Annotated in this window: 19 protein-coding genes and 8 pseudogenes; 11 read left to right on the top strand and 16 right to left on the bottom strand. The window is 60.1% G+C overall.

All coding sequences use genetic code 11. From position 1 onward, the window contains the following. Positions 1 to 152 precede the first annotated feature (152 nt). Entirely contained in the window at positions 153 to 257 is a 105-nt protein-coding gene (locus tag SOPEG_RS31115) for a membrane protein (protein WP_025244213.1), read from the top strand. Here the strand turns inward: SOPEG_RS31115 and SOPEG_RS02740 are convergent. The 5 genes and pseudogenes from SOPEG_RS02740 to SOPEG_RS02720 all read right to left on the bottom strand — a co-directional run bounded on the left by SOPEG_RS02740 (position 241) and on the right by SOPEG_RS02720 (position 4,221). Next, on the bottom strand, positions 241 to 963 hold the full coding sequence (locus SOPEG_RS02740; protein ID WP_025244212.1) for an ABC transporter permease: 723 nt from the start codon (positions 961 to 963) through the stop codon (positions 241 to 243). The genes SOPEG_RS31115 and SOPEG_RS02740 overlap by 17 nt on opposite strands. Beyond that, a pseudogene (locus SOPEG_RS02735) lies at positions 960 to 1,848 on the bottom strand (ABC transporter ATP-binding protein). Before SOPEG_RS02735 ends, SOPEG_RS02740 begins: the two are co-directional and overlap by 4 nt. After that, positions 1,845 to 2,570: pseudogene (locus SOPEG_RS02730) on the bottom strand (ABC transporter permease); the annotation flags it as partial. The pseudogenes SOPEG_RS02735 and SOPEG_RS02730, both read right to left, overlap by 4 nt. 142 nt (positions 2,571 to 2,712) lie before the next feature. Continuing rightward, positions 2,713 to 3,260 (bottom strand): annotated as a pseudogene (gene idi / locus SOPEG_RS02725) (isopentenyl-diphosphate Delta-isomerase). A 277-nt stretch (positions 3,261 to 3,537) separates the two neighbouring features. After that, positions 3,538 to 4,221, bottom strand: coding sequence for an oxygenase MpaB family protein (locus SOPEG_RS02720; protein WP_236851761.1), 684 nt, complete (start codon positions 4,219 to 4,221; stop codon positions 3,538 to 3,540). Positions 4,222 to 4,262: 41 nt separating this feature from the next. On the opposite strand from SOPEG_RS02720, the gene SOPEG_RS29090 reads away from it, so the two are divergent. Next, a complete protein-coding gene (locus SOPEG_RS29090) occupies positions 4,263 to 4,403 on the top strand; it encodes a hypothetical protein (protein WP_236851872.1) in 141 nt (46 codons plus the stop codon). Here the strand turns inward: SOPEG_RS29090 and SOPEG_RS25885 are convergent. Continuing rightward, positions 4,390 to 5,965 (bottom strand): annotated as a pseudogene (locus SOPEG_RS25885) (glycoside hydrolase family 3 C-terminal domain-containing protein); the annotation flags it as partial. The gene SOPEG_RS29090 and the pseudogene SOPEG_RS25885 overlap by 14 nt on opposite strands. On the opposite strand from SOPEG_RS25885, the gene SOPEG_RS02710 reads away from it, so the two are divergent. The 7 genes and pseudogenes from SOPEG_RS02710 to SOPEG_RS27015 all read left to right on the top strand — a co-directional run bounded on the left by SOPEG_RS02710 (position 5,943) and on the right by SOPEG_RS27015 (position 11,885). Next, on the top strand, positions 5,943 to 6,266 hold the full coding sequence (locus SOPEG_RS02710) for a hypothetical protein (protein ID WP_051419404.1): 324 nt from the start codon (positions 5,943 to 5,945) through the stop codon (positions 6,264 to 6,266). The pseudogene SOPEG_RS25885 and the gene SOPEG_RS02710 overlap by 23 nt on opposite strands. A 137-nt stretch (positions 6,267 to 6,403) precedes the next feature. Next, positions 6,404 to 6,745, top strand: a complete 342-nt coding sequence (locus tag SOPEG_RS02705; RefSeq protein ID WP_158382324.1) for a GNAT family N-acetyltransferase — start codon at positions 6,404 to 6,406, stop codon at positions 6,743 to 6,745. Positions 6,746 to 6,766: 21 nt separating this feature from the next. Then, positions 6,767 to 7,054 (top strand): annotated as a pseudogene (locus SOPEG_RS02700) (glutathione S-transferase N-terminal domain-containing protein); the annotation flags it as partial. 400 nt (positions 7,055 to 7,454) lie between these two features. After that, positions 7,455 to 8,539, top strand: a pseudogene (locus tag SOPEG_RS02695) (efflux RND transporter periplasmic adaptor subunit). Beyond that, positions 8,536 to 10,104, top strand: coding sequence for a DHA2 family efflux MFS transporter permease subunit (locus SOPEG_RS02690; RefSeq protein ID WP_025244206.1), 1,569 nt, complete (start codon positions 8,536 to 8,538; stop codon positions 10,102 to 10,104). Before SOPEG_RS02695 ends, SOPEG_RS02690 begins: the two are co-directional and overlap by 4 nt. Positions 10,105 to 10,195: 91 nt before the next feature. Next, a complete protein-coding gene (locus SOPEG_RS02685; RefSeq protein WP_236851597.1) occupies positions 10,196 to 11,500 on the top strand; it encodes a TolC family protein in 1,305 nt (434 codons plus the stop codon). 34 nt (positions 11,501 to 11,534) lie between these two features. After that, the gene (locus SOPEG_RS27015) at positions 11,535 to 11,885 is read left to right on the top strand and encodes a YjcB family protein (protein WP_417903432.1); all 351 of its coding nucleotides are present in this window, start codon (positions 11,535 to 11,537) and stop codon (positions 11,883 to 11,885) included. Here SOPEG_RS27015 and istB read toward each other — a convergent pair. Together istB and istA are read right to left on the bottom strand one after the other, a co-directional pair. Further along, positions 11,841 to 12,590 (bottom strand): IS21-like element ISSoEn3 family helper ATPase IstB, encoded by a 750-nt coding sequence (istB, locus tag SOPEG_RS02680; RefSeq protein WP_025244204.1) that lies wholly within the window; start codon positions 12,588 to 12,590, stop codon positions 11,841 to 11,843. The two genes, SOPEG_RS27015 and istB, sit on opposite strands and share 45 nt — an antisense overlap. A gap of 11 nt (positions 12,591 to 12,601) precedes the next feature. Further along, a pseudogene (gene istA, locus SOPEG_RS23895) lies at positions 12,602 to 14,159 on the bottom strand (IS21 family transposase). A 152-nt stretch (positions 14,160 to 14,311) separates the two neighbouring features. Between istA and SOPEG_RS02670 the strand changes: the two are divergent. Beyond that, positions 14,312 to 14,521, top strand: a complete 210-nt coding sequence (locus SOPEG_RS02670) for a YjcB family protein (RefSeq protein ID WP_025244203.1) — start codon at positions 14,312 to 14,314, stop codon at positions 14,519 to 14,521. Between the two features lie 186 nt (positions 14,522 to 14,707). Here the strand turns inward: SOPEG_RS02670 and SOPEG_RS28605 are convergent. The 3 genes and pseudogenes from SOPEG_RS28605 to SOPEG_RS02660 all read right to left on the bottom strand — a co-directional run bounded on the left by SOPEG_RS28605 (position 14,708) and on the right by SOPEG_RS02660 (position 17,617). After that, positions 14,708 to 16,328, bottom strand: a pseudogene (locus SOPEG_RS28605) (outer membrane protein assembly factor BamB family protein). Next, positions 16,225 to 16,644, bottom strand: a complete 420-nt coding sequence (locus tag SOPEG_RS28595; protein WP_051419398.1) for a PQQ-binding-like beta-propeller repeat protein — start codon at positions 16,642 to 16,644, stop codon at positions 16,225 to 16,227. Before SOPEG_RS28595 ends, SOPEG_RS28605 begins: the two are co-directional and overlap by 104 nt. A 61-nt stretch (positions 16,645 to 16,705) precedes the next feature. Further along, on the bottom strand, positions 16,706 to 17,617 hold the full coding sequence (locus SOPEG_RS02660; protein ID WP_025244202.1) for a DMT family transporter: 912 nt from the start codon (positions 17,615 to 17,617) through the stop codon (positions 16,706 to 16,708). Positions 17,618 to 17,712: 95 nt separating this feature from the next. Between SOPEG_RS02660 and SOPEG_RS02655 the strand changes: the two genes are divergently transcribed. Beyond that, positions 17,713 to 18,198, top strand: a complete 486-nt coding sequence (locus tag SOPEG_RS02655) for a MarR family winged helix-turn-helix transcriptional regulator (protein WP_335334071.1) — start codon at positions 17,713 to 17,715, stop codon at positions 18,196 to 18,198. 187 nt (positions 18,199 to 18,385) lie between these two features. On the opposite strand, the gene SOPEG_RS02650 is transcribed toward SOPEG_RS02655, so the two are convergent. The 5 genes from SOPEG_RS02650 to SOPEG_RS02630 all read right to left on the bottom strand — a co-directional run bounded on the left by SOPEG_RS02650 (position 18,386) and on the right by SOPEG_RS02630 (position 22,573). After that, on the bottom strand, positions 18,386 to 19,099 hold the full coding sequence (locus SOPEG_RS02650) for an ABC transporter permease subunit (protein ID WP_025244200.1): 714 nt from the start codon (positions 19,097 to 19,099) through the stop codon (positions 18,386 to 18,388). Beyond that, entirely contained in the window at positions 19,089 to 19,844 is a 756-nt protein-coding gene (locus SOPEG_RS02645) for an amino acid ABC transporter permease (protein WP_025244199.1), read from the bottom strand. The genes SOPEG_RS02650 and SOPEG_RS02645 overlap by 11 nt, the downstream gene beginning before the upstream one ends. Further along, positions 19,841 to 20,659, bottom strand: a complete 819-nt coding sequence (locus SOPEG_RS02640) for an amino acid ABC transporter ATP-binding protein (RefSeq protein ID WP_269465028.1) — start codon at positions 20,657 to 20,659, stop codon at positions 19,841 to 19,843. The genes SOPEG_RS02645 and SOPEG_RS02640 overlap by 4 nt, the downstream gene beginning before the upstream one ends. Before the next feature lie 14 nt (positions 20,660 to 20,673). Continuing rightward, on the bottom strand, positions 20,674 to 21,501 hold the full coding sequence (locus SOPEG_RS02635; RefSeq protein ID WP_025244197.1) for an ABC transporter substrate-binding protein: 828 nt from the start codon (positions 21,499 to 21,501) through the stop codon (positions 20,674 to 20,676). A 205-nt stretch (positions 21,502 to 21,706) separates the two neighbouring features. Next, a complete protein-coding gene (locus SOPEG_RS02630; RefSeq protein ID WP_025244196.1) occupies positions 21,707 to 22,573 on the bottom strand; it encodes a class I SAM-dependent methyltransferase in 867 nt (288 codons plus the stop codon). Positions 22,574 to 22,582 lie beyond the last annotated feature (9 nt).

Genomic DNA, 22,582 nt, shown 5'->3' with positions numbered 1-22,582 from the left:
AACGGCAAGCGCCCGCTCCTTTGCTTTCGCCCAGGGAATGTAACCTCTCTACCCTCATCATTCAGCCCTGGCTGCGATGGCGCCGTAGCGTCAACCTTGTATCACCGCGGCGAATATTTATAATGTCTGATGCCCTGCATATAAGGATGCTCATGAAGCTTATCAAAACCGCCGTTTTCGGCGTGATTTCCTTGCTCTCACTCGGCGCCATCGGCGGCGTCATGCTGGCGGGCTATATCATCATCGTCCATAGCTAACGTCCAGCGCCCGCAGCCAGCGTTCAAACAGCATATCGCTGATGATCGCCAGCAGCGCCACCAATAGCGCGCCCTGTAGCACATAGGCGATATTGAAGCCGCTCAAGCCGATAATAATCGGTGAGCCCAGGCTTTTTACCCCTACGGTGGACGCTATCGCGGCAGTGCCAATGTTGATAATGACCGACGTCCGAATGCCGCTGATGATAACGGGCGCCGCCAGCGGCAGTTCCAGCCGTCGCAAAATTTGCCCGCGGCTCATGCCCGCCCCGGTCGCGATATCATGTAAGGACGCCGGCACCGTCTCAATACCGGCAATCGTCGCCTGGACGATGGGCCGCAGCCCATAGAGGACCAGCGCGATTACCGCCGGCTCGGCGCTAAAGCCCATGACCGGCACCGGCGGGAACGTTTGCCCCACTGCCGCCACGGTTTCCAGCAGCGGGCGAAACGCCCGGCCCGCCGGCCGCGTCACCCAGATGCCGGCGCCAACGCCGATAACCACGGCAATCATACTGGACACCAGCACCAGCCACAGGTGGGCGAAGGCCAGCGAGGCGAAACTGTCCTGCCGGTATACCGGGCGATCGAGCGCGGGGAAGAGCGCCACGAAGAGCCGCGTCATATGCGGCATGCCAAACAACAGCGCCAGCAGCAACAGCAGACACCATAACAGCGGATCGGTCAGAATGCGCCGCGTCATCATTCCGTTTCCTTAAGCGGGCGCAAGAGGTCGGCGAAGTGCAGCACGCCCAGCGCGCCTCCCTGTTCGTCCACCACCGGGAGTCGATCGGTTGCGCGGGCGATGAATTCGGATAGCGCCGCGCGTCGGGACATCGCGGCCGAAATCGGCGGTCCCGGCAGAGACTCCCCGGACGGGCAAGCTCACCGGCGGTGCCCAGCGACAACAGGCGGATCCCCCTCTCGCCGCCGCCGAAGAAATCTCGCACCAGCCTGCTTGCCGGGCGTAACAGCATTTGTTGCGGCGTCCCCTGCCGCACAATCCGCCCGCCGTCCAGCAGCAGGATGCGGTCAGCCAGGATCAGCGCCTCATCGATATCGTGGATCACCAGCACGATGGTGCGGCGGGAGATCTGGTGGATGCGGGCAATTTCCCCCTGCAGGGCGCTGCGGGTCACCGGATCGAGCGCGCCGAACGGCTCGTCCATCAGCAGCCTCCGGAAAGCTGGTGCGGATAGCGGTGACGAAACTGCTCCGGATCGAGATGCAGCAGCGCCAGCAATTCGCCCACGCGCTGGTGAATGCGTTGACGCGGCCATTTCAGCAGTTGCGGCACGGTGGCGATATTCTGCTCCACGGTCCAGTGGGGAAATAACCCGATAGACTGTATCGCGTAGCCCATGCGCCGCCGAAGCTGCTCGGCGGGCCAGCGGCCTATCTCCTTGCCGGCAAACAAAATGTTACCCGTATCATGCTCTATCAGACGGTTTATCATCTTCAGAGTGGTGGATTTGCCGGATCCGGAGGGGGCGATGAGCACCGTGATGTCACCGGCGGGCAGCATGAAACTCACATCCTCCACCGTCGGCTTGCCGTGGAAAAATTTACTGACCCCTTGAAATTCAATCACAGGCGCACCTTCTGTAACATCGAGATAATCACTTTAAACAGGGTATCGACCAACAGCGCCAGCGCGATAGCCGGGATCACCCCCAGCAGCACCAGCTCCAGCGCGCTGCTCAACAGTCCCTGAAACATCAGGGCGCCGAATCCGCCGGCGCCAATAAGCGCCGCAACCATCCCCATGCCCACCGTTTGCACGGAGATGACCCTCACTCCCGACAGCATGACCGGCAGCGCCAGCGGCACTTCCACCCGCCAAAAAAGCTGCCGGCGGCTCAACCCCATGCCGCGCGCGACGTCAACCACGCTATCCGGTACCTGTGCCAGACCGGCATGCACGCTGCGTACTAGCGGCAACAGCGCATACAGCACCAGCGCGATCAACGCCGGCGCCAAGCCGATCCCGCCGATGCCCAATTCGCGCAGCCAAGGCCAAGCGGTGGCCAAACCGCTTAGCGGCGCTATCAGTAAACCGAACAGCGCGATGGCGGGCAGCGTCTGGATGATATTTAGCATGGCGAACAGCGAGGGACGCCACCTGGCCGAGCGGTGGCACACGAAACCCAACGGGATACCGATAAGCAGCGCCGGGGCTAATGTACCGAATAACAGCGTAAGATGCTCCCCCAACGCCTGATGAAACACCTGCGCGCGGTTGGTATACTCTTTCATCAGCGACAATTCGTCCAGCCGGCCGCTGGCGAGCAACAGCGCCAGCGGCAGCCACAGTTGCCCAGCGCCCGCAGGCACGGGTTGACGGTGAGGCGGCCGACGGCCTCGGCGGCAAGCGGGCTCAGCTTTGCCGGAACCCTACCGACAGGAAAGCATAAAGTCGGCGAAGGCGCTGGCACACAGGCTCTGCCGCATCGGATTAGCTGGCTTGCAGGGCGCGTAGAAACGCGGCGTACTGGGCCGGAATTTTCTCCATGGTCAATCTGAACCAGGGCGTGAACACTTCGGGTTCGCTGGCGAGTTGCGCCACCACCGACAGCATCGCTTGCCAGCGCCAGGCCATCGCTTCGTCGGGATCAGGCGTTGGCGCCAACGGCGTGACGCCAAAAAACAAAACACATGGCCGTATTCGTGTTCAATCAGCCCATTGGGCAGCGGCAGGCGGTAGCGCAATTGCAATACCGGCGTCAACGCCACCCGCAGCCCCATCTCTTCATACAGACGGCTGCGGGCGGCGGCAGCGCTCTCTTCCGCCGGCATGGGGTGGCCGCAGCAGGTGTTGCTCCAAAGACCGCCGCAGTGGTATTTCTTCCGCGCGCGCTGCTGCAACAGCAGTTGGCCGTCGGGGTTAAACAAGTAAACGGTCACCGCGTGGTGCAGCGCGCCTTCACGGTGGGTCTGCAGTTTTTCCATAGTGCCCACCGCCCGGTCCCGTTCATCGACCAGGATGACTTCCGTTAATGCCATATTCGCCTCGCTGCGTGCCACCCGTATCGGCGTGCTTATCCATAAGCACCGATTTTTACCCGGGGGCGCTATTATGCCTTTGAGCCGGTATTTTTGCCCGCGGGCCTGTGTTTGCCCGCGGGCATCCATTCACCTGTGGGCACGCGTTATCGCCCGGGGCATCTATTTTTGCCCGCGGCTCGTGGAAGTGATTAGTTTATCGGCCCGGGACGATAATGTCTGTGCGAGGAAGTGACATTCCCGTCCGCCATGCCCTTTTTTTGCAAGAAAGCCGGCGTTAACCGTCAGGCGGGCTGGCGCGCCATGCGCCGCTGCGTACCGACCAGCGCAGGACGCGGGCCAGGGAATGTACCGCCGGGGTCACCAGAACCCGCCGCAGGGCCGGGCCGTCGAGGTGCAACTGGTCAATAGCCCAGTCCGGCAAAAGATCAATGCCGGCGCGCATCAAAAGCCACCCCGCCGGCTGCGCCAATCGGCTCGGCATGGGCGCATAGAGCAGCAGCCGGGTCACCCCACGGGTGCGGTCATCGCACACCAGCCGCGGCCGCATCGCCTGCAAATAGGCCTCTACCTCGGCCCGGCTGGCAGACACGTCGCGGGCGCCCAGGGCCCAGGCCACCTTCATCGCCTGGCGATAGTAAGCGTCTTGGTCGGCGCCGCTCAGGCGGGGATTGCGAAAGCGCAGATGCGCCGCCAGGAAGCTGCGCGCTTCCGCCACATGCACCCAGGTGAGCAAGGCCGGATCGCTTACCCGGTAGGCGGTACCTGAAGGATCCACGCCATTCACCTGCAAATGGATTTGGCGCACGCGCGCGATAAGCCATTCGGCCGCCGCGGTGGGGCCGAAGCTGGTAACGGAAATAAACTGCGCCGTGCGCCGCAGCCGTCCCAGCATGTCGCTGCGAAAATGAGAGTGATCCCAGACCCCGCCAGCGCCGAGGGATGCAACATTTGCAGCAATAGCGCGCTTATGCCGCCGCACAGCATCGAGGTAAAGTCGCCGTGTACCCGCCAGAGGCCCGGATCATTGGCGGGCTGCGTGAAATCCACGGTGCCCAGACCGACGCCGCTCAGGCCCAGCACCTGCTGTTCGATGCGGCGCCGAACCGGTTCCAGCAGCCGGTCCGCTTTATTGCAGCGTAAAGCGGGATTGCAGCGTAAAGTGGGCACGGTTCACTCTAGCGGAATCGAGGCCAATCATAACGTCCACCTCACCCGGCTCGGTGACCTGCTGCATTGGCTGATTATAAAACCGCAGCATGGCCGGCGTGACGGTAAATTGGACGGATTGCGACGCCCCCGCTTTCAGAAAGACCTTGTGGAAGCCCTGTAGCGTCGCCACCGGCCGGCTGATGGAGGCGGTGACATCGTGCAAATACTAGCTGCACCACGGTGGCGCCGTCCCTGTCGCCATCGTTGGTCAACGTGACCGTAGCGGTCAGACTGCCCGCCGGCGCCAACTGCGTCGCCGACAACGTCACCGGCGACAAGGTGAAATGGGTGTAGCTCAGGCCATAGCCGAACGGAAACAGCGGGCCGTTGGCTTCATCATAATAATGAGAAGTATACTTCTCCGGTTTCTGCGGGTCGTAGGGGCGACCGGTGGGCAGATGATTGTAATAAATGGGAATTTGCCCCACCGAGCGCGGGAACGACATGGGCAATTTGCCGGACGGGTTGTGATCGCCGAACAGCACATCGGCTATGGCGTTTCCCCCTTCGGTACCGGGGAACCACGCCTCCAGCAGCGCGTCCGCCTACTGGTTTTCCCGCACCAGCGCCAGAGGCCGCCCGTTCAGCAGCACAACCACCAGCGGCTTGCCGGTGGCCTTGAGCGCGCGCAGTAGCCTGCGTTGGCTTTTCGGGATGGTGATATCACTGCGGCTGGAGGCTTCGTGGGCCATACCCTGCGCTTCCCCCACCGCGTGGCGGATCCCTTCCAGCAGGGTAATGGATTGATCGGCGCGACCCGCGGCGGACCAGCTGCCCATGATATCGCGCTTACTGTCCGCCAGCGGGCCAATGACCGCCAACGTCCCTGTTTTTTCAGCGGCAGCGTGTTGAGGCGGTTTTTCACTCTCGCGCGCCACCTGACGCGCCTCGGCCCTGTGCAGCCGACTTTCCGCGTTGGTATCCGCCGGATCGCTGCCCGCCGGCCCCAGATGCACATAGGGGTCGCGGAACAGGCCCATGTCGTATTTGACGTTCAATACATGGCGCACCGCGTCGTCGAGCGTCGCCTGGCTCACCTCGCCGCGCTGAATCAGCCCCGGCAGATATTTCAGAAAATACTCATCTCTCATGCTCATATTGATGCCGGCGTTGATCGCCATTTTCGCCGCCTGCTCAGGATCGGCCGCCACGCCGTGCTTGATGAGCTCCTTGATCGCGCCGTGATCGCTGACCGTGATACCGGTAAAATGCCACGCTTTGCACAATACATCCTGCAGCAGCCAGCGATCCACGGTGGCCGGCGTCCCGTTGATGGAATTTAGCGCCACCATGACCCCGCCGCTGCCGGCATCCAGCGCCGCTTTGTAAGGGGGCAGGTAATCCTGAAACATTTTTTGCGGGCTCATATCTACCGTGTTGTAATCCCGGCCCCCTTCCACCGCGCCATAAAGCGCGAAGTGTTTCACGCTGGTCATCAGCGAATGACGATCATCAGGATGCTTCCCCTGTATGGCGCTCACCAGCGTGCGGCCCGGCTATCCGCCGCGTTTGGAGGTGTGCTGTGAAAAAGGGACGTTTACCCTTTTCAACGACTGTATTGACGTCTGGCAGATTGAGGGTGTCGACAATCCCGCGCAGCCGCGCCCGCCGGTGGCGGATAACGGCGCCAGCAACGCAACGCTCAACGACAGCCGTCGCCACCAGGCAATACTGGCGGATTTCGAGCGGGCCGTCGCCGGGGGGGGGGAGCCACCGTTGGCCGACGACGACGACGCTCGACGCGCCACCGAACTCATTTTGCAGATTTACCATCAGCACGAGAGGAAAGAGTAATGCATCAGCTCAGAGAAGCACGCATTGAAGAGTTGGCCCAACTCACTGAGCTCTGTCTGCAATCCAAAGCGTTATGGGGATATGACGATGCGATTATGCAGTGCTGCCGACAAGAGCTGACCTTTCGGCCGGCTGATATGGAAAATTCGCTGATTTGCGTGGCGGAAAGCGATAGCCAACTGCTGGGGGTCGCCCAATTGCAGGTGGAAGAGGATGAGGCTTTCCTGGCGCGCTTATTTGTCTCACCCGCGCGGCAAAAAGCGGGGATCGGCAAGTCCCTGTTCGGCTGGTCGATCAAAGCGGCACACCGCGCCGGCGCGACTCGGCTGTTAATTGACGCCGATCCGCTGGCCGCCGGTTTTTATCAACGTATGGGCGCACGCCAGGAAGGCAGCGTAGATTCCGTCACGGTACCGGGCTGGCGCAAGCCTCGTTTCCGGGTAACGCTATCGACCTGTGCATCGGCGCACGGTTTTTAACCCCTATGGGAGAACGCAAGGATGTATCAACTGCATATCGCCAATAAAAACTACTCGTCCTGGTCATTACGGCCGTGGGTGCTGATGAAAGCGCTGGCGCTGCCGTTCGAGGAGAGTCTGCACCCCTTTGAACCCCCGGCGGCCGGCTCCCTCTTCCACGGCTTTTCCCCTACCGGCAAAGTACCGGTGTTGATCGATGGCGCGCGGACGGGGTGGGATTCGCTGGCCATCGTGGAATATTTGGCGGAACGTCACGCCCAAGTCTGGCCGGGTGACGCGGCGGCGCGGGCCTGGGCGCGCTGCGCCGCCTGAGCGGGACCGATAACCAGATTGCCGAGGGTCAAAAGTGACACGCCAATATAAACGACACGTAAAAGTGAAAGCATTATCCGTTACCCGATCAATACCGCTGGAGCGCAGTGAATTGCGCATTAGTATATCCGATTAGCAAAAAACGAGAATCATCAGGAAGATGTATTTTTTTGTCACCTTTTTGCCGCATCGTTGACTTGACAGAGGGAAATAGTTAGCGGTTGTCTTGTTAATTCTGCGCCGCTGCGTATGCTTAATCCCTGTGTTTTAGCATTTAATGGCGTAACGGCAATTCACGTCGTGCGCGGACTGGCGTTTAGCGAAAATCCTTTTACCCTTAATGACACAGTTTCCTTTTATTCTGGCGCAGCGCTTGCCACGTTAGTAGACGGAGCCTATGGATAGCCACAAACCCAATTACACTTCCGATACATCCCGACCCAACGATAACGATGATGTCAACCGCTCTTCTCCCCCTCCCGCCGGCACGGACAGCGGGGCGCGCCGCGCAGAGGATGGCCGCCGGCAGGACGACAACCGGGATAACGATGACGGCGCCCGGGGTGGTGATGATGACGGCGGCAATCAGCGCAAACGCCCCGGCAAAAAGCCGCTGATTATCCTGGCCATCGTGGTGGTCGTGATGCTGATCGCCGGCCTGTGGTTCTGGCTTTCCAGCCGTAACCAGGAAACCACCGATGACGCCTATACCGAAGGCAACGCGGTGACCATCGCGCCGAAAATCTCCGGCTACGTGGTGAAATTGCTGATCAAGGATAATCAGCGGGTCCGTAAGGGGGATCTCCTGGTGCAAATCGACCCGCGCGACGCCACCGCCGCGCGCGTGCGCAGCTGGGTCTGGCGCAGGCGCAGTTGGCGCTGTCAAAGGTGCAATATCCCGCCCAATTGGCCCAGGCCAAAGCACAGCAGGCCCGTGCCGAACTGGCCAACGCCCAAGCGCAGGTCGAGGTGGCCGCCCAGGTGCAGTTGCAGGTGCGTCAGGTCGAGACCAACGTCGAAGCGCGCGAACGCCAGGTCAGTCAAGCGCAGGCACAATTGGAAACCGCCGAACTGAATCTCTCCTAAAGCGATGTCCGCGCGCCGTTCGACGGTTTCGTTACCCGGCGCAACGTCCAGCTTGGTACGCTGGTTCAGGCGGGCAGCTCGCTGTTCTCGGCGGTCTCGCCGGACATCTGGATTACCGCCAATTTTAAGGAATCCCAGCTTGAACATATGCGCCCCGGCAATCAGGTGGAGGTGACGGTGGATGCCTATCCTAATCTGACCTTGCACGGCCATGTCGACAGTATTCAGCAAGGCTCGGGCTCGTGCTTTTCCACCTTTCCGGCAGAAAACGCCACCGGCAATTTCGTGAAAATAGTTCAGCGGGTACCGGTCAAAATCGTCATCGACAGCGGCCTGGATCCCAACACGCCGCTGCCGCTGGGGCTGTCGGCCGAGCCGAAGGTTACGCTTGAATGAGCGGCGATCGTCACTGGACGCCGTCCAGCAACCCCTGGGCGGTCGCCATCGTCGTTACCCTGGCGGTGTTCATGGAAATCCTGGATACCACCATTGTCAACGTGGCACTCCCCCACGTAGCCGGTACCCTCTCCTCCAGTTACGACGAGTCCACCTGGGTGTTGACCTCTTACCTGGTGGCGAACGGTATCGTGCTGCCCATTTCGGCGTTTCTCAGCCGCGTGCGGGGACGCAAACAGTACTTCCTGATTTGCGTGGCCATGTTTACCGTCTGCTCTTTTTTGTGCGGCATCACCACCGAGCTGTGGCAGATGATCTTGTTTCGCGTCATGCAGGTTTTTTTTGGCGGCGGTCTGCAGCCTGTCCAGCAGTCGGTACTGCTCGATTATTTTAAACCCGAAGATCGCGGTAAAGCGTTCGGCCTATCCTCCATCGCGATTATCGTCGCGCCGGTGGTCGGCCCGACCCTTGGGGGCTGGATAACCGATAACTACAGCTGGCGGTGGGTGTTTTTGATTAACATCCCGGTAGGCGTGCTGACCTTTCTGGCCATATACCAGATGCTTGAGGATCCGCCGTGGGAGCGCAAAGTGAAGAACGGTAAGCTCAATATCGATTATATCGGTATCGGGCTTATCGCGCTGGGGCTGGGCTGCTTGCAGGTGATGCTGGACCGCGGTGAAGATGATGATTGGTTCGCCTCGGGCCTTATTCAGCTCTTCGCGCTACTGGCCGTGGTCGGACTGGTGGGGGCGGTGTACTGGCTGCTTTATACCCGCAAACCGGTGGTGGATTTGCGCTGCCTGAAGGACCGCAATTTTGCCGTTTCCAGCCTGCTGATGGCGGGCATGGCGATGATTCTCTACGGCAGTTCGGTGGTCATGCCGCAGCTGGCGCAGCAGGAGCTCGGCTATACCGTCACCTGGTCCGGGCTGGTGCTTTCGCCGGGGGCGGAGTTGATCGTCATGTCCATCACGCTGGTGCTGAAGCTGATGCCGGTAGTGCAGACCCTCTGGCTGATAGCGTTCGGCTTTACCTTGATGACGCTGTCGTTTATCTATTCCAGCCATTTTGTCCCGAATATCGATTTCAGCACGATGGTCAAAATGCGCGCCGCGCAGTCCATCGGCCTCGGTTTCCTGTTCGTGCCGCTGACCACCCTGGCCTTTATTACGCTTGCCCCGCGGCTGAATGCCGATGGTTCAGCGCTGTTCACCATGTTCCGCAACGTGGCGGGTTCTATCGGCATCTCGCTGTCCACCGCCGCCATTACCGAGCGCTCCCAGGCCCACAGCGCCTATATGGTGCATAACATGTCGCCGTTCAACGAGCAATTCCAGCAGGCGATACAGCGTGCCGCCCAGGCGTTCCGCGACGCCGGCAGCCTCATCGGCGATCCGACATCGCTTGCCACGGGACAACTCTACCAACAGATGGTGGCGCAATCGCGGATCCTGGCCTACGTCGATGTCTTCAGTCTCTGCGCGCTGGTTTCATTAATCCTTATTCCATTTTGTTTGCTGCTTTCGCCGGTGAAAAGCGAAGGCAACGCGGGAGCTCACTAATATGCCGGCTCGTATTCGCACCGCCAGGAGGCGGCCAACTCCCCTGTTACCGCTGCTCGGTTTGGGCGCACTGACGCTTAGCGCCTGTTCGATGGGGCCCGATTACCAACCGCCCCAACCCTCCACGCCGTCGGCCTTCAATGACCTGCGCCGCACCGACCGCACCGCCTCCCGGGCGCTGGCCGCGCAGCCAGACCCAAAGTGGTGGCGCACCTTTAACGATGCGCAGCTCGATAGCCTTATCGACCGCGCCATCGCCGGCAATCTCTCCTTGCAGCAGGCGGTATTGCGTATCGCCGGCGCCCGTGAACAAACGCTGCAAGCGGGCGCCGCCGGCCTGCCGACCGTTAGCGCCAACGCCAGCGCCACGCGCCAGCAGTTGGGCCTGAAAGGCGAACTGGACTCGTATGGCGTCCGCGCCCAGGTGGCTGAAAGCAGCGAAGAGCTCGCCTCGCGCCTGGATTCGCTCACGCGGCCGATTCACCTTTATCAAGGCAGTTTCGACACGTCCTGGGAGTTGGATTTATGGGGTCGGGTGCGCCGCTCCGTTGAAATGGCCAACGCGCAAACGCAGGCCTCGGTGGAAAGCCGCAATGATGCTCTGGTCTCGCTGGAGGCCGAAGTGGCGCGGGCCTATTTACAGTTTTTACAGTTGCGCGGCGCGCAAAGCGTCAGCGACACGCTGATGGCGCAAATTGACGTGGCGCAGTATCAAGCCCAACAGCGCCAGGCAATGAATGGGCTGGCGGTGCCGGTGGGCGTCCCCGCCTCCCTGGCGCGTCGCCGTCCTGATGTACGCGAGGCGGAAGCGCAGCTGCACGCCGCAACCGCCAATATCGGCGTCTCGGGCGCGCAGCTGTTCCCGGATCTGTCGCTGACCGGCCAATTCGAGATGCGCAACACCGATTCTGATTATCTCACCCATTGGAGCAGCCATTTTTATTCCTATGGTCCGCAGGTGTCTATTCCCATTTTCCAAGGCGGGAGGCTGGTGTCGAATGTGCGGCTGGCGCGGGCGCAACAGGCAAATGCCGTCCTCGCCTATCGCCAAACGGTACTGACCGCGCTCCAGGATGTGGAAAACGCCTTGGTCAGTTATCGCGCCGACCAGCAGCGGGTCGACGGGTTGGAACAAACCGCCGACGCGCTGCAAAATGCCTTCAATCTGGCCAGCAACAGCTATCGCCAGGGGATAAGCACCTTTATCGAGGTGTTGGACGCGCAGCGTCAGCTGGCACAGGCGCGGCAGCAGGCCGCCAGCGCCCGCGTACAATCCAGCGTGGACCTGGTCTCGCTGTATAAAGCGCTGGGCGGCGGCTTGGAGCTCTATCCGCAGGGAGATTTGCCTAAGTTTCAGATAGTTGGCCCGGCCGAGACGGTAAACGGAAAATCTTAAATCAGTAGAAAGCAAGCGGCGGGGGGTAATTATTATGATCCTCGTCACATATTTTTGTGGCGCAATGCAAAAAAACGAGGGAAAATTACACCATCAGTTGATGATTGGAGAAATTTTTACCGTGGGAATGCTTGCCGCAAGCTTTCTTGTGATGCGCTGGGAACTGCTCAGCGCGATGATGATGTTTTTTGCCAGCCAGCTGCACGTGCAGTGCCACCGGTGCAGATTCCGACGTATCCGATCAGCTGTTCCGGCGACATCCGATCAGTTATTCCGATATTTTCCGATCACCCATTCCAGTGATATTCGATCACGTGTTCGCTCATCTTCTGACTCGGGTTTAGTCTATTTTTCCTGTGCTGGCTACTCCTTGCTCTTTGCGTAGTGATTCGCCTTTAAGTTCCAGTCTATAGCTGGGGTGTACTAACCGATCGAGTAACGCGTCAGCTGTCGTGGGGTTTTCTATCAGTCCATACCATTTTTTCACCGGCAGTTGACTGATCAGGATGCTGCTGCTTTTGTCGTAGCGATCTTCCATCACCTCCAACAGCATCGTTGCCTGCATCGGACTTATTGATTCTAGGCCCACGTCGTCCAAGATCAGTAACTCTATTTTTTCTAACTGCTTAAGCTGTTTTAGATAGGTCCCGTCTACCTGACACTGGTGAAGATGGGCCAGCAACCGACCCACTCGCCAGTAACGCATGCTATATTGCTGCCGGCATGCCTGCTCACCAAGCGCACAACTGAGCCAGGTTTTTCCCGTACCTGTCGGCCCCGTGATGAGTATGCTTTTCTGATATTTCAGATATTGTCCCCCTAGCAGATCTCGCATCTGTTCCGGTGTCACTCCTCGGCTAGGGATATAACGGATATCTTCCGGTTTTGCCTGCAAGTGCATTTGCGATTGCCGTCGCATACGGAATATGTGGTTGTTTTTTCTATGCAAATTTTCCGCTTCTACCATCAGCGACAACCGCTCCTCGAACCCCAGCTCCCCATAACTCCCCGGGAGTTCGCGTTGCGTCTCCAACGCCTGGACCATTGCCGACAACTTCAGCTCTCGCAGAGCCATTAACAGTGTATCCATATTTATTCTCCTTAGTGATAACTGTCCGGACCTCGGAGGTTTTCGTGAACCAGCATTGATACGCCGGCTCCGTCCTGGGTGACCTCACTTTCACGACCGTGTTTCAATACGTTGGCTATGAAAGAGCGGTTAATGCACCCTTTCTCCAACGCCAGCGCGCAGGCCTTCTCCAGTCGCGTCGTCTCATAGCGCCGTTGCAGATTGCAGATTGAGTAGCCCCAGCACGGAGCGGTAAGCCTGCTCCGGATGGGCTTTGCTCTTTTGGATGGACTCGACCACTTTCAGTGTGCACACACCCACCGACAGCGCCCAACTGCACAGCCTTTCCGGCGTCCACTGACTCTGCCCCTTATGGTTAGCCGGCATGTGCGCCGTCTGAGTCGTGTGCCTATAGGCATTATCGCTGCGAGGGTGCGTAGCCACGCAGACGCCCTTATGGTGGATTTGCACCAGCCGTTGGGTGGCGATGACGTCAACGCGCTCGCCAACCAGCGGATGCGGCACCGAGTACCAGTTTTTGCCGTAGTCTATGTGGTAATCAGGTCCCACTCAGGCAACGAGATACTCACTGTATTCCCATTGTGTGGGCGGTAGAGGCCCAAGAGCCGGTTTGTCCAGCTGCTCGAAGCGTTCAAGGCGACTTTGTCCGCCGTAATGACGCATCGGGCGCAGATTCAACTCATGATTGAGTTCTCGTATCACCTGGTTGAGTTCGGCCAGCGAGTAGAACCTACGTTTACGCAACCGGGCCAAAACCCAGTGTTCTACCAGCTGCACAGTTGATTCTGCCTTCGCCTTGTCTTTCGGTTTTCTCGGGCGCGCCGGTAGCACCACTGTCTCATAGTGATTTGCCAGCGCCTGGTAGCTCTGGTTTATGACCGGCTCATAGCGGTCAGGGGTGCTGACAGCGCTGCGCAGATTATCAGGTATCATCAGCTCCGGAACCCCACCCATGAAGTGCAGGCAGCGGCTATTGGCGTTGAGCCACGATGCCATGTCCTGGCCTTCGCAGGCTTCGATATACGCATAGCCTGACACGCCCATGGCAGCGACGAAGATAGCGACCTGGCGTACGCTACCGGTCGCAGGGTTGACGATAGGTACGGTGGGGCCACAGAAGTCGATGAAGAGCTTTTCGCCAGCCTTGTGCTCCATGCGCATGGAACGCCGCTGCTTCTTTTTCCAGTCACGGAACAGTGCACAAAACTGTGAGTAACCGAGGGCATCACCGCCCACGGCGGACTGATATTCCATCCAGAGCAGCTGCTTGGTCATGCCCTTGCGGCTTAACTCGGTATCGATATCAAGCCAGCTGGGTAAGGTATTGATAACTTTTCCGGATTTGCCGGGATAGAGCAGGCGGTCGAGGTCGACGGGGGACAGTTCCGCCGGCAATGGCCAGACCAGGTTAGCTACCGTGAATCGGCCGAGGATATCGTGCACGGTAGTACAGCCTATGCCGAGCGCTGCTGCGATAGTGCGATTCGAGCGACGCTGCTCGAATTTCATACGTAAGACATTAATATAGATGCACATTTCCGTTCTCGCTTTCTTCTTTTTACGTGCCATGCCATGCCCCCGGAAGCTAAAAGTCTCCAGAGTATGGCGGAACAGAAGATGAGCGATCGGACAGAATCGGAATCGCTGATCGGGCGACCGGAATCAGTGATCGGATGAAATCAGAATTAGTGATCGGGTGAAATCGGAATCAGTGATCGGATGTGACCGGAACCAGCAACCGGTCCAGCCGCAACGCGACGGCGTTTATTTTCACCGGCGTGGGCATCGGTATGGCGTGCTGGTTTGTCACCGGGCTGCTGGGGATTACCCTGGCGCAGTTGCTGATGATTCGCCACGAAATGTGGGAAAGCATGAAGCAAGGTATGCTGTTTATGATGGCCAACACGCCGCCCGATCTGCAGTTCACCTAACCCTAATCGTTTAAAGGATCACCGCTGGGGATAACGGATAACGCCTCCGTATCGCCCCTGCGCGGCGCAAAACGCCAGCGATACGGCGCCTAAGCCGCACGCCGTGCCGTGATAGGCCCCAACGCATCAGCCCGCGTGGCCCGTTTGCGCCGGCGTCCCCGAGCGTAACCGGCGTCCGCCGCGCCGTCATTTCCCTGCGGCGCGGCGAGTGGGCAGCGCCCAGGCCACGACGCTGTCGCCGGTGCGGGTGCCGAGCCCGCCGTGTCCCCCGGCGGCAATCACCACATACTGGCAACCGTCGGCGCCCAAATAAGTGATGGGCGTCGCCTGCCCGCCGGCCGGCAGGCGGCCGCGCCACAGCTCTTTGCCGCTGGCTTCGTCGAAAGCGCGCAGATAGTCGTCGGCGGTGGCGCCCATAAAAATCAGCCCGCCCGCGGTGATAATATTGCCGCCCATGGTAAAGATCCCCGTCGGCAGCACCGCATTGGTATGGGTATTCAAAATATTCATATCGCGAGTGGTGCCCACCGGCCGCTCCCAGCTGATTTTTCGGCTTTGCAAATCAATCGCCGCCAGTTTACCCCAGGGTGGCGCATTGCAGGGCTCACCAAGGGGCGATAGCCAGGAACGCACAATCTCGGCATAAGGCGTACCGTACTGCGGCCCCACCGCGAACTCCTTCGGTTTGGGATACGGCTGATTACTTTCCCAACCGGCCCAGGGTTGCATCAACCCGCGGCGTAACGCTTTTTGCTCGGTGACGCCCTCGGCGATAAACGGGATATAGCTGGTATTGGCGATAAGCACGTGACGCGCCGGGTCAATCGAGGCGCCGAACCAATCCATCACCCCGTCAAACGCCGGATAAGCGATACGGGTTCCCAGCCCCGGCGGCGTGTATTGCCCCTGATAACCGAACCGGCGGAACTGCACGCGGCACCAAAGCTGATCGAACGGCGTAGCGCCCCATAAATCCTTTTCGGTCAAATTGGCGGGCGCGAACGTTGGCATGCTGGTGGAGTAGGGCTGGGTGGGCGATAGACGCTCTCCCGGGAACGGATCCGCCTGCGGCACCGGCCGCTCCTCGACCTGCGCCAACGGTTTGCCGGTACGCCTATCCAGCAGAAACAATTGGCCCATTTTGGTGGTCTGCACCAGCGCGGGCACCGTCCCTCCCCCGGGCTGGGGCAGATCCACCAGCAAAGGCCCGATGGGCAAATCAAAATCCCACACATCATGATGGACGGTCTGGAAATGCCAACGCTCTCTCCCCGTCGCCAAGTCCAGCGCCACGATAGCGCTGGAATACTTGTCATCAAACGGCCGACGCTGTGCGCCGTAATAATCCGGCGTGGCGTTCCCCAGGGGGATATAGACCAGCCCCAGCGCCGGGTCCGCGCCAGCCATTCGGCGTGCCGCGGGTGTAAGTTTCGCCGGGTTTCAGCGGCGCGGTGGGATCGCTGCGGCCCATATCCCATGCCCAAGCCAATTTGCCGCTTTGGGGATCAAAGGCGCGCACCACGCCGGACGGCTCGCCGCGCGCCTGATTATCATAGATCCTGCCGCCCAGCACGACGCGATCGTTCACCACCAGGGGCTGTGAGGTGATGAAATGAAAGCCCGGCGGAACCTTGCCCATTAAATCGGTCAGGTTCACGCGGCCCCCTGCCCCGAAATCCTGACACAACCGCCCCGTGTCGGCATCAAGCGCGATGAGTTTGGCATCGGCGGTGGTGCTGATAATGCGCCGATCGCAGGGGGCATTGGCGGGGTGGGCGATTGGTAATAGGCACCCCGCGACAGGCAAGATACTCGTTGGCGCGGGTGTCGTTGTGGGGATCGTAGGTCCAGAGGGTTTTACCGGTGGTCGCATTCAGCACCAGCACCCGCCGGTGCGGCGTACAGAGATAAAGCCGATTGGCCACTTTAATCGGGGTAGCCTCAAAATTGAATTCGCGCCCTTTTTTATCTTCCCCCGGCTGCATGACATCGTCGGTGTGGATCGCCCAGGCGGGGGTGCGATCATAGTGGCGCCACTCATTGCGCCCGGTCCTGTCTGTCTCGGTCGCCGCCGCCGCAGCCGGCAGCGGTGCATGCTGAACGTACAGACGTTCGCTGGTCATGTAGCCTGCCCCTATCACGCCGACGCCGACCAGGAGATAGAACAGCCCCGCGCCGTTGCTATCACCGCTGCTCGGGGCTGCCCTCAGGCCTGTCCGCCACGGCGGCTGGCGGTACGCCCCTGGCCGCTTTAGCGCGCACCGGTCGGCGCAGCGCAGTGGGAATTTTCATCAACAGCACGGCAAACAAAATCAGTGCGATACCGAGCCACTGCGGCCACGATAACCGCTCCGGCAACAGCATGACCCCCAGCAACACCGCGCTCAGCGGATTAAGTAACGACACTATCGACATCACCGCGGGGCCAAAGCGGTTCAGCGCCCATACCCAGCACCAATACGCCAGCGCGCTGTTGGCCAGCACCAGCCAAATAAGTCCCGGCCAGGCGTGCGGCCGCGGCAGGGCCGACGGCCCCGCCAGCGCCAGCGCTACCGGCAGCAACATCATGCCGCCGAGCAGCAGTTGCCAGGCGGTCAGCGCCAGCGCATCCCGATATTGCCAGCGACTCATCCACAGCGTGGACTGCGCAATCAACAGCGTCGCCGCCAGTGCCGCCGCGACCCCGACCGGATCCGGCGACGACGAGGGATTAAGTAATAACGCCACGCCGGCAATCTCGGCCAATGACAGCAGCGCCATCCACCACGACGGCCTTTTTCCTTCCTGCAGCCAGCGTAGCAGCATCACCTGCAGCGGCATGGTGGCGTTTAACGTGCCGGCAATCGATCCCGGTAACCGGTAGGCAGCGATCAAAAGCAGCAGAAAAAAGGCCGCAATATTGCAAAAGCTTAGCGCCAGCATTTTTTTCGCCGGCAGCGGCGGTTTGGTGGGATGAATCATCAACAGCAGGATACCGGCCGGTAGCGCGCGCCAGACCGCCACCCAGACGGGAGATTGTTCTTGCAAAAACAATCTGACCGTCGCGTAGGTACTGCCCCACAGTATCGGGGCAAGCAAGGCGAGGAGAATAGGCATGTTATCTTTCCAAAAAGTATCTTTTATAAAAGATATGATTTTTGAAACATTTCAGCTTCTCAAGTATCTTTTGGTTATTGCACTGTCGGGGGGAAATGATGAACCAGGATCACGTCGACCGCGTACTGGAACAATGGCGCAGCCAGCGCCCGGATTTGGATTGCCTGCCCATAGGTCTGGTTGGCCGTCTTGCCCGGATGAATAACCTGATCGGCGCCCAGGTCAATGCGCTCCATGCCCGCGCGGGCCTGGAGCCGGTGGAGTTCGATATTCTCGCCACCCTGCGCCGCAGCGGGGAAGAGGTGACGCCGACCCGGCTGTATCAGACGTTGATGTTATCCTCCGGCGCCATGTCGGTGCGGCTGGACAAGCTGCTCACGCGCGGGCTGATTTACCGCCAGCCCCATGAGCACGATCGCCGCAGCTGCAAAGTCGGGTTGACCGATGCCGGGCTGGCGCTCATCGACAGCGCCATGACCGCCCATGTAGAGAATGAACAACGCCTGCTGGCGCCGCTTGATGTGGCGCAGCGCCAGCAGTTAACCGCATTGCTGCGCCTGTGGCTGCAGGCGAACGAATAGCGCCGGAGCACCGCCCTCAACGCACACCGCCTTGCCTGCCTTCAAAGCGCACCGCGCTGCCTAAAGCGAGGCCGCCGTTCGCCTCCCGCCAATCGCGTTCGCCGGTGTGGCAAGGCCGTAACGCACAACGGCGCCGGCGCCAAAGTCTTGCGCCGCGACACCGCCATCCAGACTGTCGGCGCTCGCCTTAAGCCCCCAGCCGGCGTTCGCCACCGCGACGCAGCCCGGCACTGCGACCGGACCAGGCCGCCAACGCGGTAAGCAAGGCGCACAAAACATAATACAGTGCGCCGACCAGCAAGAAGATTTCGGCCGGATAAATTTGCAGCCGGCTGTTGACCTGGCCTGCCACGGTAGTCAGCTCCGGCACATTGACGATAAACGCCAGCGACGTATCCTTAATCAGCGACGTTAGCAGACCGGTCCAGGAGGGCAACAAATTCGGCCAGGCCTGGGGCAGCAGAATCAACCGCAGGACGTGCCAATGGCTAAGACCGCTGGCCAGGCCGGCTTCCACCTGACCGGTCGGCAAGGCCCGCAGACCGGCCAGCGTCGCGTGCATGACCGCCGCGGAGGTAAACCAGGCCAGCGCCAGCGTGACGGTCACCGCGCCGGGCAGAGAGTGGCCGAACGCCACCGGCAGCAGGAAGTAGAGCCAGAAAATGACGAAAATAAGCGGGATACCGCGGATAAGATCCGCCCAGACAAACAGTAAGCGACGCGTCCAGCCGCCGAAACGCCAGGCCAGCGCCGCCAGCAGCACACCCAGCGCCAGGGCGATGACGCCCGCAGCAAGCGCTATCAAAATCGTCAGCAGCAGGCCGCCGGGTTCCCCTTCCGCCACCATGCCCCAAAGCAGATACGTCATATTATCTTGCACCACCGCCCAATTAAAGTTCATGACCGGCCTCCCGCGCACCGTGCGCGGGAGGCCGTGGGCCCAGCCGCAGCAAGATTGCGCCCATCGCCAGCCCCAGCAGCAAATACAGCGCCGTACCGACGGCGACCCCCTCCAGCGCGTGGGCATTGTAACTTTCAATCTGGCTGATGTAATAAGTCAACTCGCCAAAGCCGATGGCGGAGGCCAGGGAGGAGAGCTTCATCAAGTTGAGGTATTGCCCAACCAGGGGCTGCCAAGCGTTGCGCACCCCCTGCGGCAACAGGATGTAACGCAGCATTGCCAGGCGGCTGAAACCTTGCGCGATCGCCGCTTCGCGCTGCCCCGCCGACAGGGCGTTAAGCCCCGCCTGCAACTCTTCAAGCAGGTAAGCCGCGCTGAACACCGCCAAGCCCCAGGCGGCGCAGATAAATTCCGGCGTCAGCCAAGGAAGATTACCGGGCAGTGTCGCCCAGCGGTGGTCGTCGGCCAAATAGTCGCGCCATCCGACCGGCAGCGCGCTCCAGGCGGCAAAATACCAAAAAAACAGCTGTACCAGCAAAGGCGTGTTGCGAAAAAGCGAAACCCAGCCCGCCACCAGCAACCGCCCGCTACGGCCCGGCATCATGCGCAGCGCCAAGAGCAGCAGAATCACCGTCGTCAAAAGCGACCCCACCAGCGTCACCAGCAAGGTAGTGACAAAGCCGGTACCAATCCACGCCAACGGCTGGCCGCTCAGCACGCCGGCCCAATCAGGATGCCAAATCATAACGGCGTCGGCTCCCCGACGCCGAGCGGCGATAGTACCCTTTCCAGAAAACGTTGGGCGCGGGGATGCTGCGGCCGGGTGAAGAATAGCGCCGGCTCGGCCTGTTCGAGGATCTCGCCGCCGTCCATGAAGACCACCCGATCGGCTATCTCACGGGCGAACTGCATCTCATGGGTGACGACCATCATGGTCATCCCGTTGCCCGCCAAATCGCGCATCACCACCAACACTTCGCCGATCATCTCGGGATCCAGCGCCGAGGTAGGTTCATCGAACAAAATAATATCGGCGTCGGTGGCCAACGCGCGCGCGATAGCCACCCGCTGCTGCTGGCCTCCCGAAAGCTGATGAGGGAAATGCTGCGCCTTGTCCGCCAATCCGACCTGGCGCAGCTTCTCGCGCGCGTGCTGATGCGCCGCGGCCACGCTCAACTTCTGAATTTTGATAAGGGCCAGCGCGACATTATCCAGCGCGGTCAGATGGCTATAGAGATTAAACTGCTGGAAGACGAAACCGATGCCGGTACGCAGCGCCCGCAGCCGTCGGCCGCGCAGTCCGGCGGTGGCGCGCTGGTGAACAAGAATCTCGCCGCTGCTCAGGGTTTCAAGCTGATTGATAAGGCGGATCAGGGTGGACTTACCGGAGCCTGACGGCCCGCAGATCGCCACCACTTCCCCTGCGTTAACGTGGAAATTGATATCCCGCAGCACCGGCTGCTGACCGAAAACTTTACTTACCCGGCGAAACTCCACCGCTACCGGAACATCGCCCGCCCCCGGCGGCAACGTTGCCGCCGGGACATATAATGACTTCACCACGGCACCGCCTGTTAATGGGAGGTGATGGTGAACGACCGCGGTTGCGGCGCCGGGGATTGCGGTCCAAACCAGCTGTTGTAAATCCGCTGTGCCTCCCCGCTATGTTCAAGCGCGATAAGCTGCTGATTGACTGCATTCAACAGCACGCCCTCGCCTTTTTTAACGCCGATGCCAATTTGCTCCGCGCTTAGCAACGCCGGCAAAATCTTGTAGTTCGCCTTATCCGGCGCGCCGGCCAACAGCCCGGCCAGAATGGTGCTGTCCTGGGTGATGGCTTTGACATTGCCGTTGCGCAGCGCCGACAGCGCCAGCGGAATATCGTCATAGGCCAGTACCCGGGCGTTGGGAAAACGGTGATGCAGCGCCTGTTCGCCGGTTGTGCCCTTCACGGCGCCGATCCTGGCCGAAGCATAGTCCTCCAGCTTATCCGACGAGGCGGCCGGCACCAGGAATTGCTGACCGGTGACAAAGTACGGGATCGAGAAATCAATCACCTGTGCCCGTTCAGGCGTAATCGTAATATCGGCAATAATCAGATCGGCCTTGCCGGACTGCAGCAGAGGAATGCGGTTGGCGGGATTGGTGGGCACCAGCGCCAGTTTTACGCCGAGCGCATCGGCGATGGCGCAGGCGAAATCCACGTCATAGCCAACAATACGATGGGTTTTGGCATCAATGGCGCCAAACGGCGGATTGGCGTCAAAGGTGGCGACGCGCACTACCCCCGTGCGCTGAATATCCGCCAACTGATCCGCCCGCGCCGCCAAGGGAGCGAGACTTAACATTAGCAGGGCGCCCGCCGCTCTGGTTAACCTGGAGTTCTGCCTAAAATAAGCCATCGGTTTTCCTTATCGATCTTATTATCACCTGAGCGCTAACACCCTTCCTGGGCGTGATTGATGGTGGGACGGCACGCCCCGTTCACAGCACTTCCGCCAGGAATCAGAGTGTTACACAGGATCCTCGCCGCCACTACGTACTTAAGCGCATAACATTATTCTGTCTGGTCATAAGAAAATGCTATGGGCGCTGTTTTACGCTATCTCATGGACGACACACTAGCGTGAAAACAGAGCCGCCGTGCGCGCCGCTGGCGGCGGCCGGCGAAGGCGGGAATGATCGCGGTCCTTTCTTTGACTGCCGGGAGATGACGCTCACCCTCGACCGGCTAGCGGCGGATGGCGGGATAAGAAGCAATCCCGTTTCGGCACGCGGTGAGCCAAACGCCCGCCCACCAGCAGAGGCCGCGGCGCTCTCGGGGGTGAAAACCGGGCAATGGGCATCAAAATAGTGGCCGATCGTCCAGGCGTTCAACACGAATTCCAACGCTTGCTGCTGCGTATAATGCGGGCAGCGGGTGTTTTGGTAGGCTTCGGGGGTCAAATCTTTCAATCGCTCGTACATCTCGCCGTCGTCGGAGGTGCAATTGCGCAGGAAATCATACAGCTGCTGCGGCGCCGGTATTCGCTGGCGGGTCAACCACCATTGCAACCACTGCGCCGCGCTGCTGATTTGACGAAACCGGTCAAAACAATACCGTTTATTGGGCAGCACCAGTGAAAAAATCGCCCCGTCGTTGAGTACCGCCAGCACCTCCAATATCCACCCCAGAGGGTCCGGGACATGCTCCAGAACGTGCGAGGCCACCGCCCAGTCGAACCGCTGGTGCCCCGGTACACAGCTTTCCAGCGTGGCGTGGGGATGCCAGATAAAATCAATGTCGACGATGTCATCGTGTTCATAATGCGCATGTTTTTGTCGGGAATCCTCCGCCGAGGTGTAATCGGTATAGCACACATTGTGCTGCGCTTTATCCGTGGCGGGACGAAACAGCAGTGAAATCTCCAAACCGGGGAGTTGTAGGGGAAAATTCAGCAAAATGACTGTCTTGCGCAACGCGTTATCTTTCATGATCGTCCT

Origin of the sequence: Candidatus Sodalis pierantonius str. SOPE (assembly GCF_000517405.1) — a bacterium.
Taxonomy (GTDB): domain Bacteria; phylum Pseudomonadota; class Gammaproteobacteria; order Enterobacterales; family Enterobacteriaceae; genus Sodalis_C; species Sodalis_C pierantonii.
Note: the sequence above shows the minus strand (reverse complement) of the source record. Positions and strands in the feature narration are given on the sequence as shown.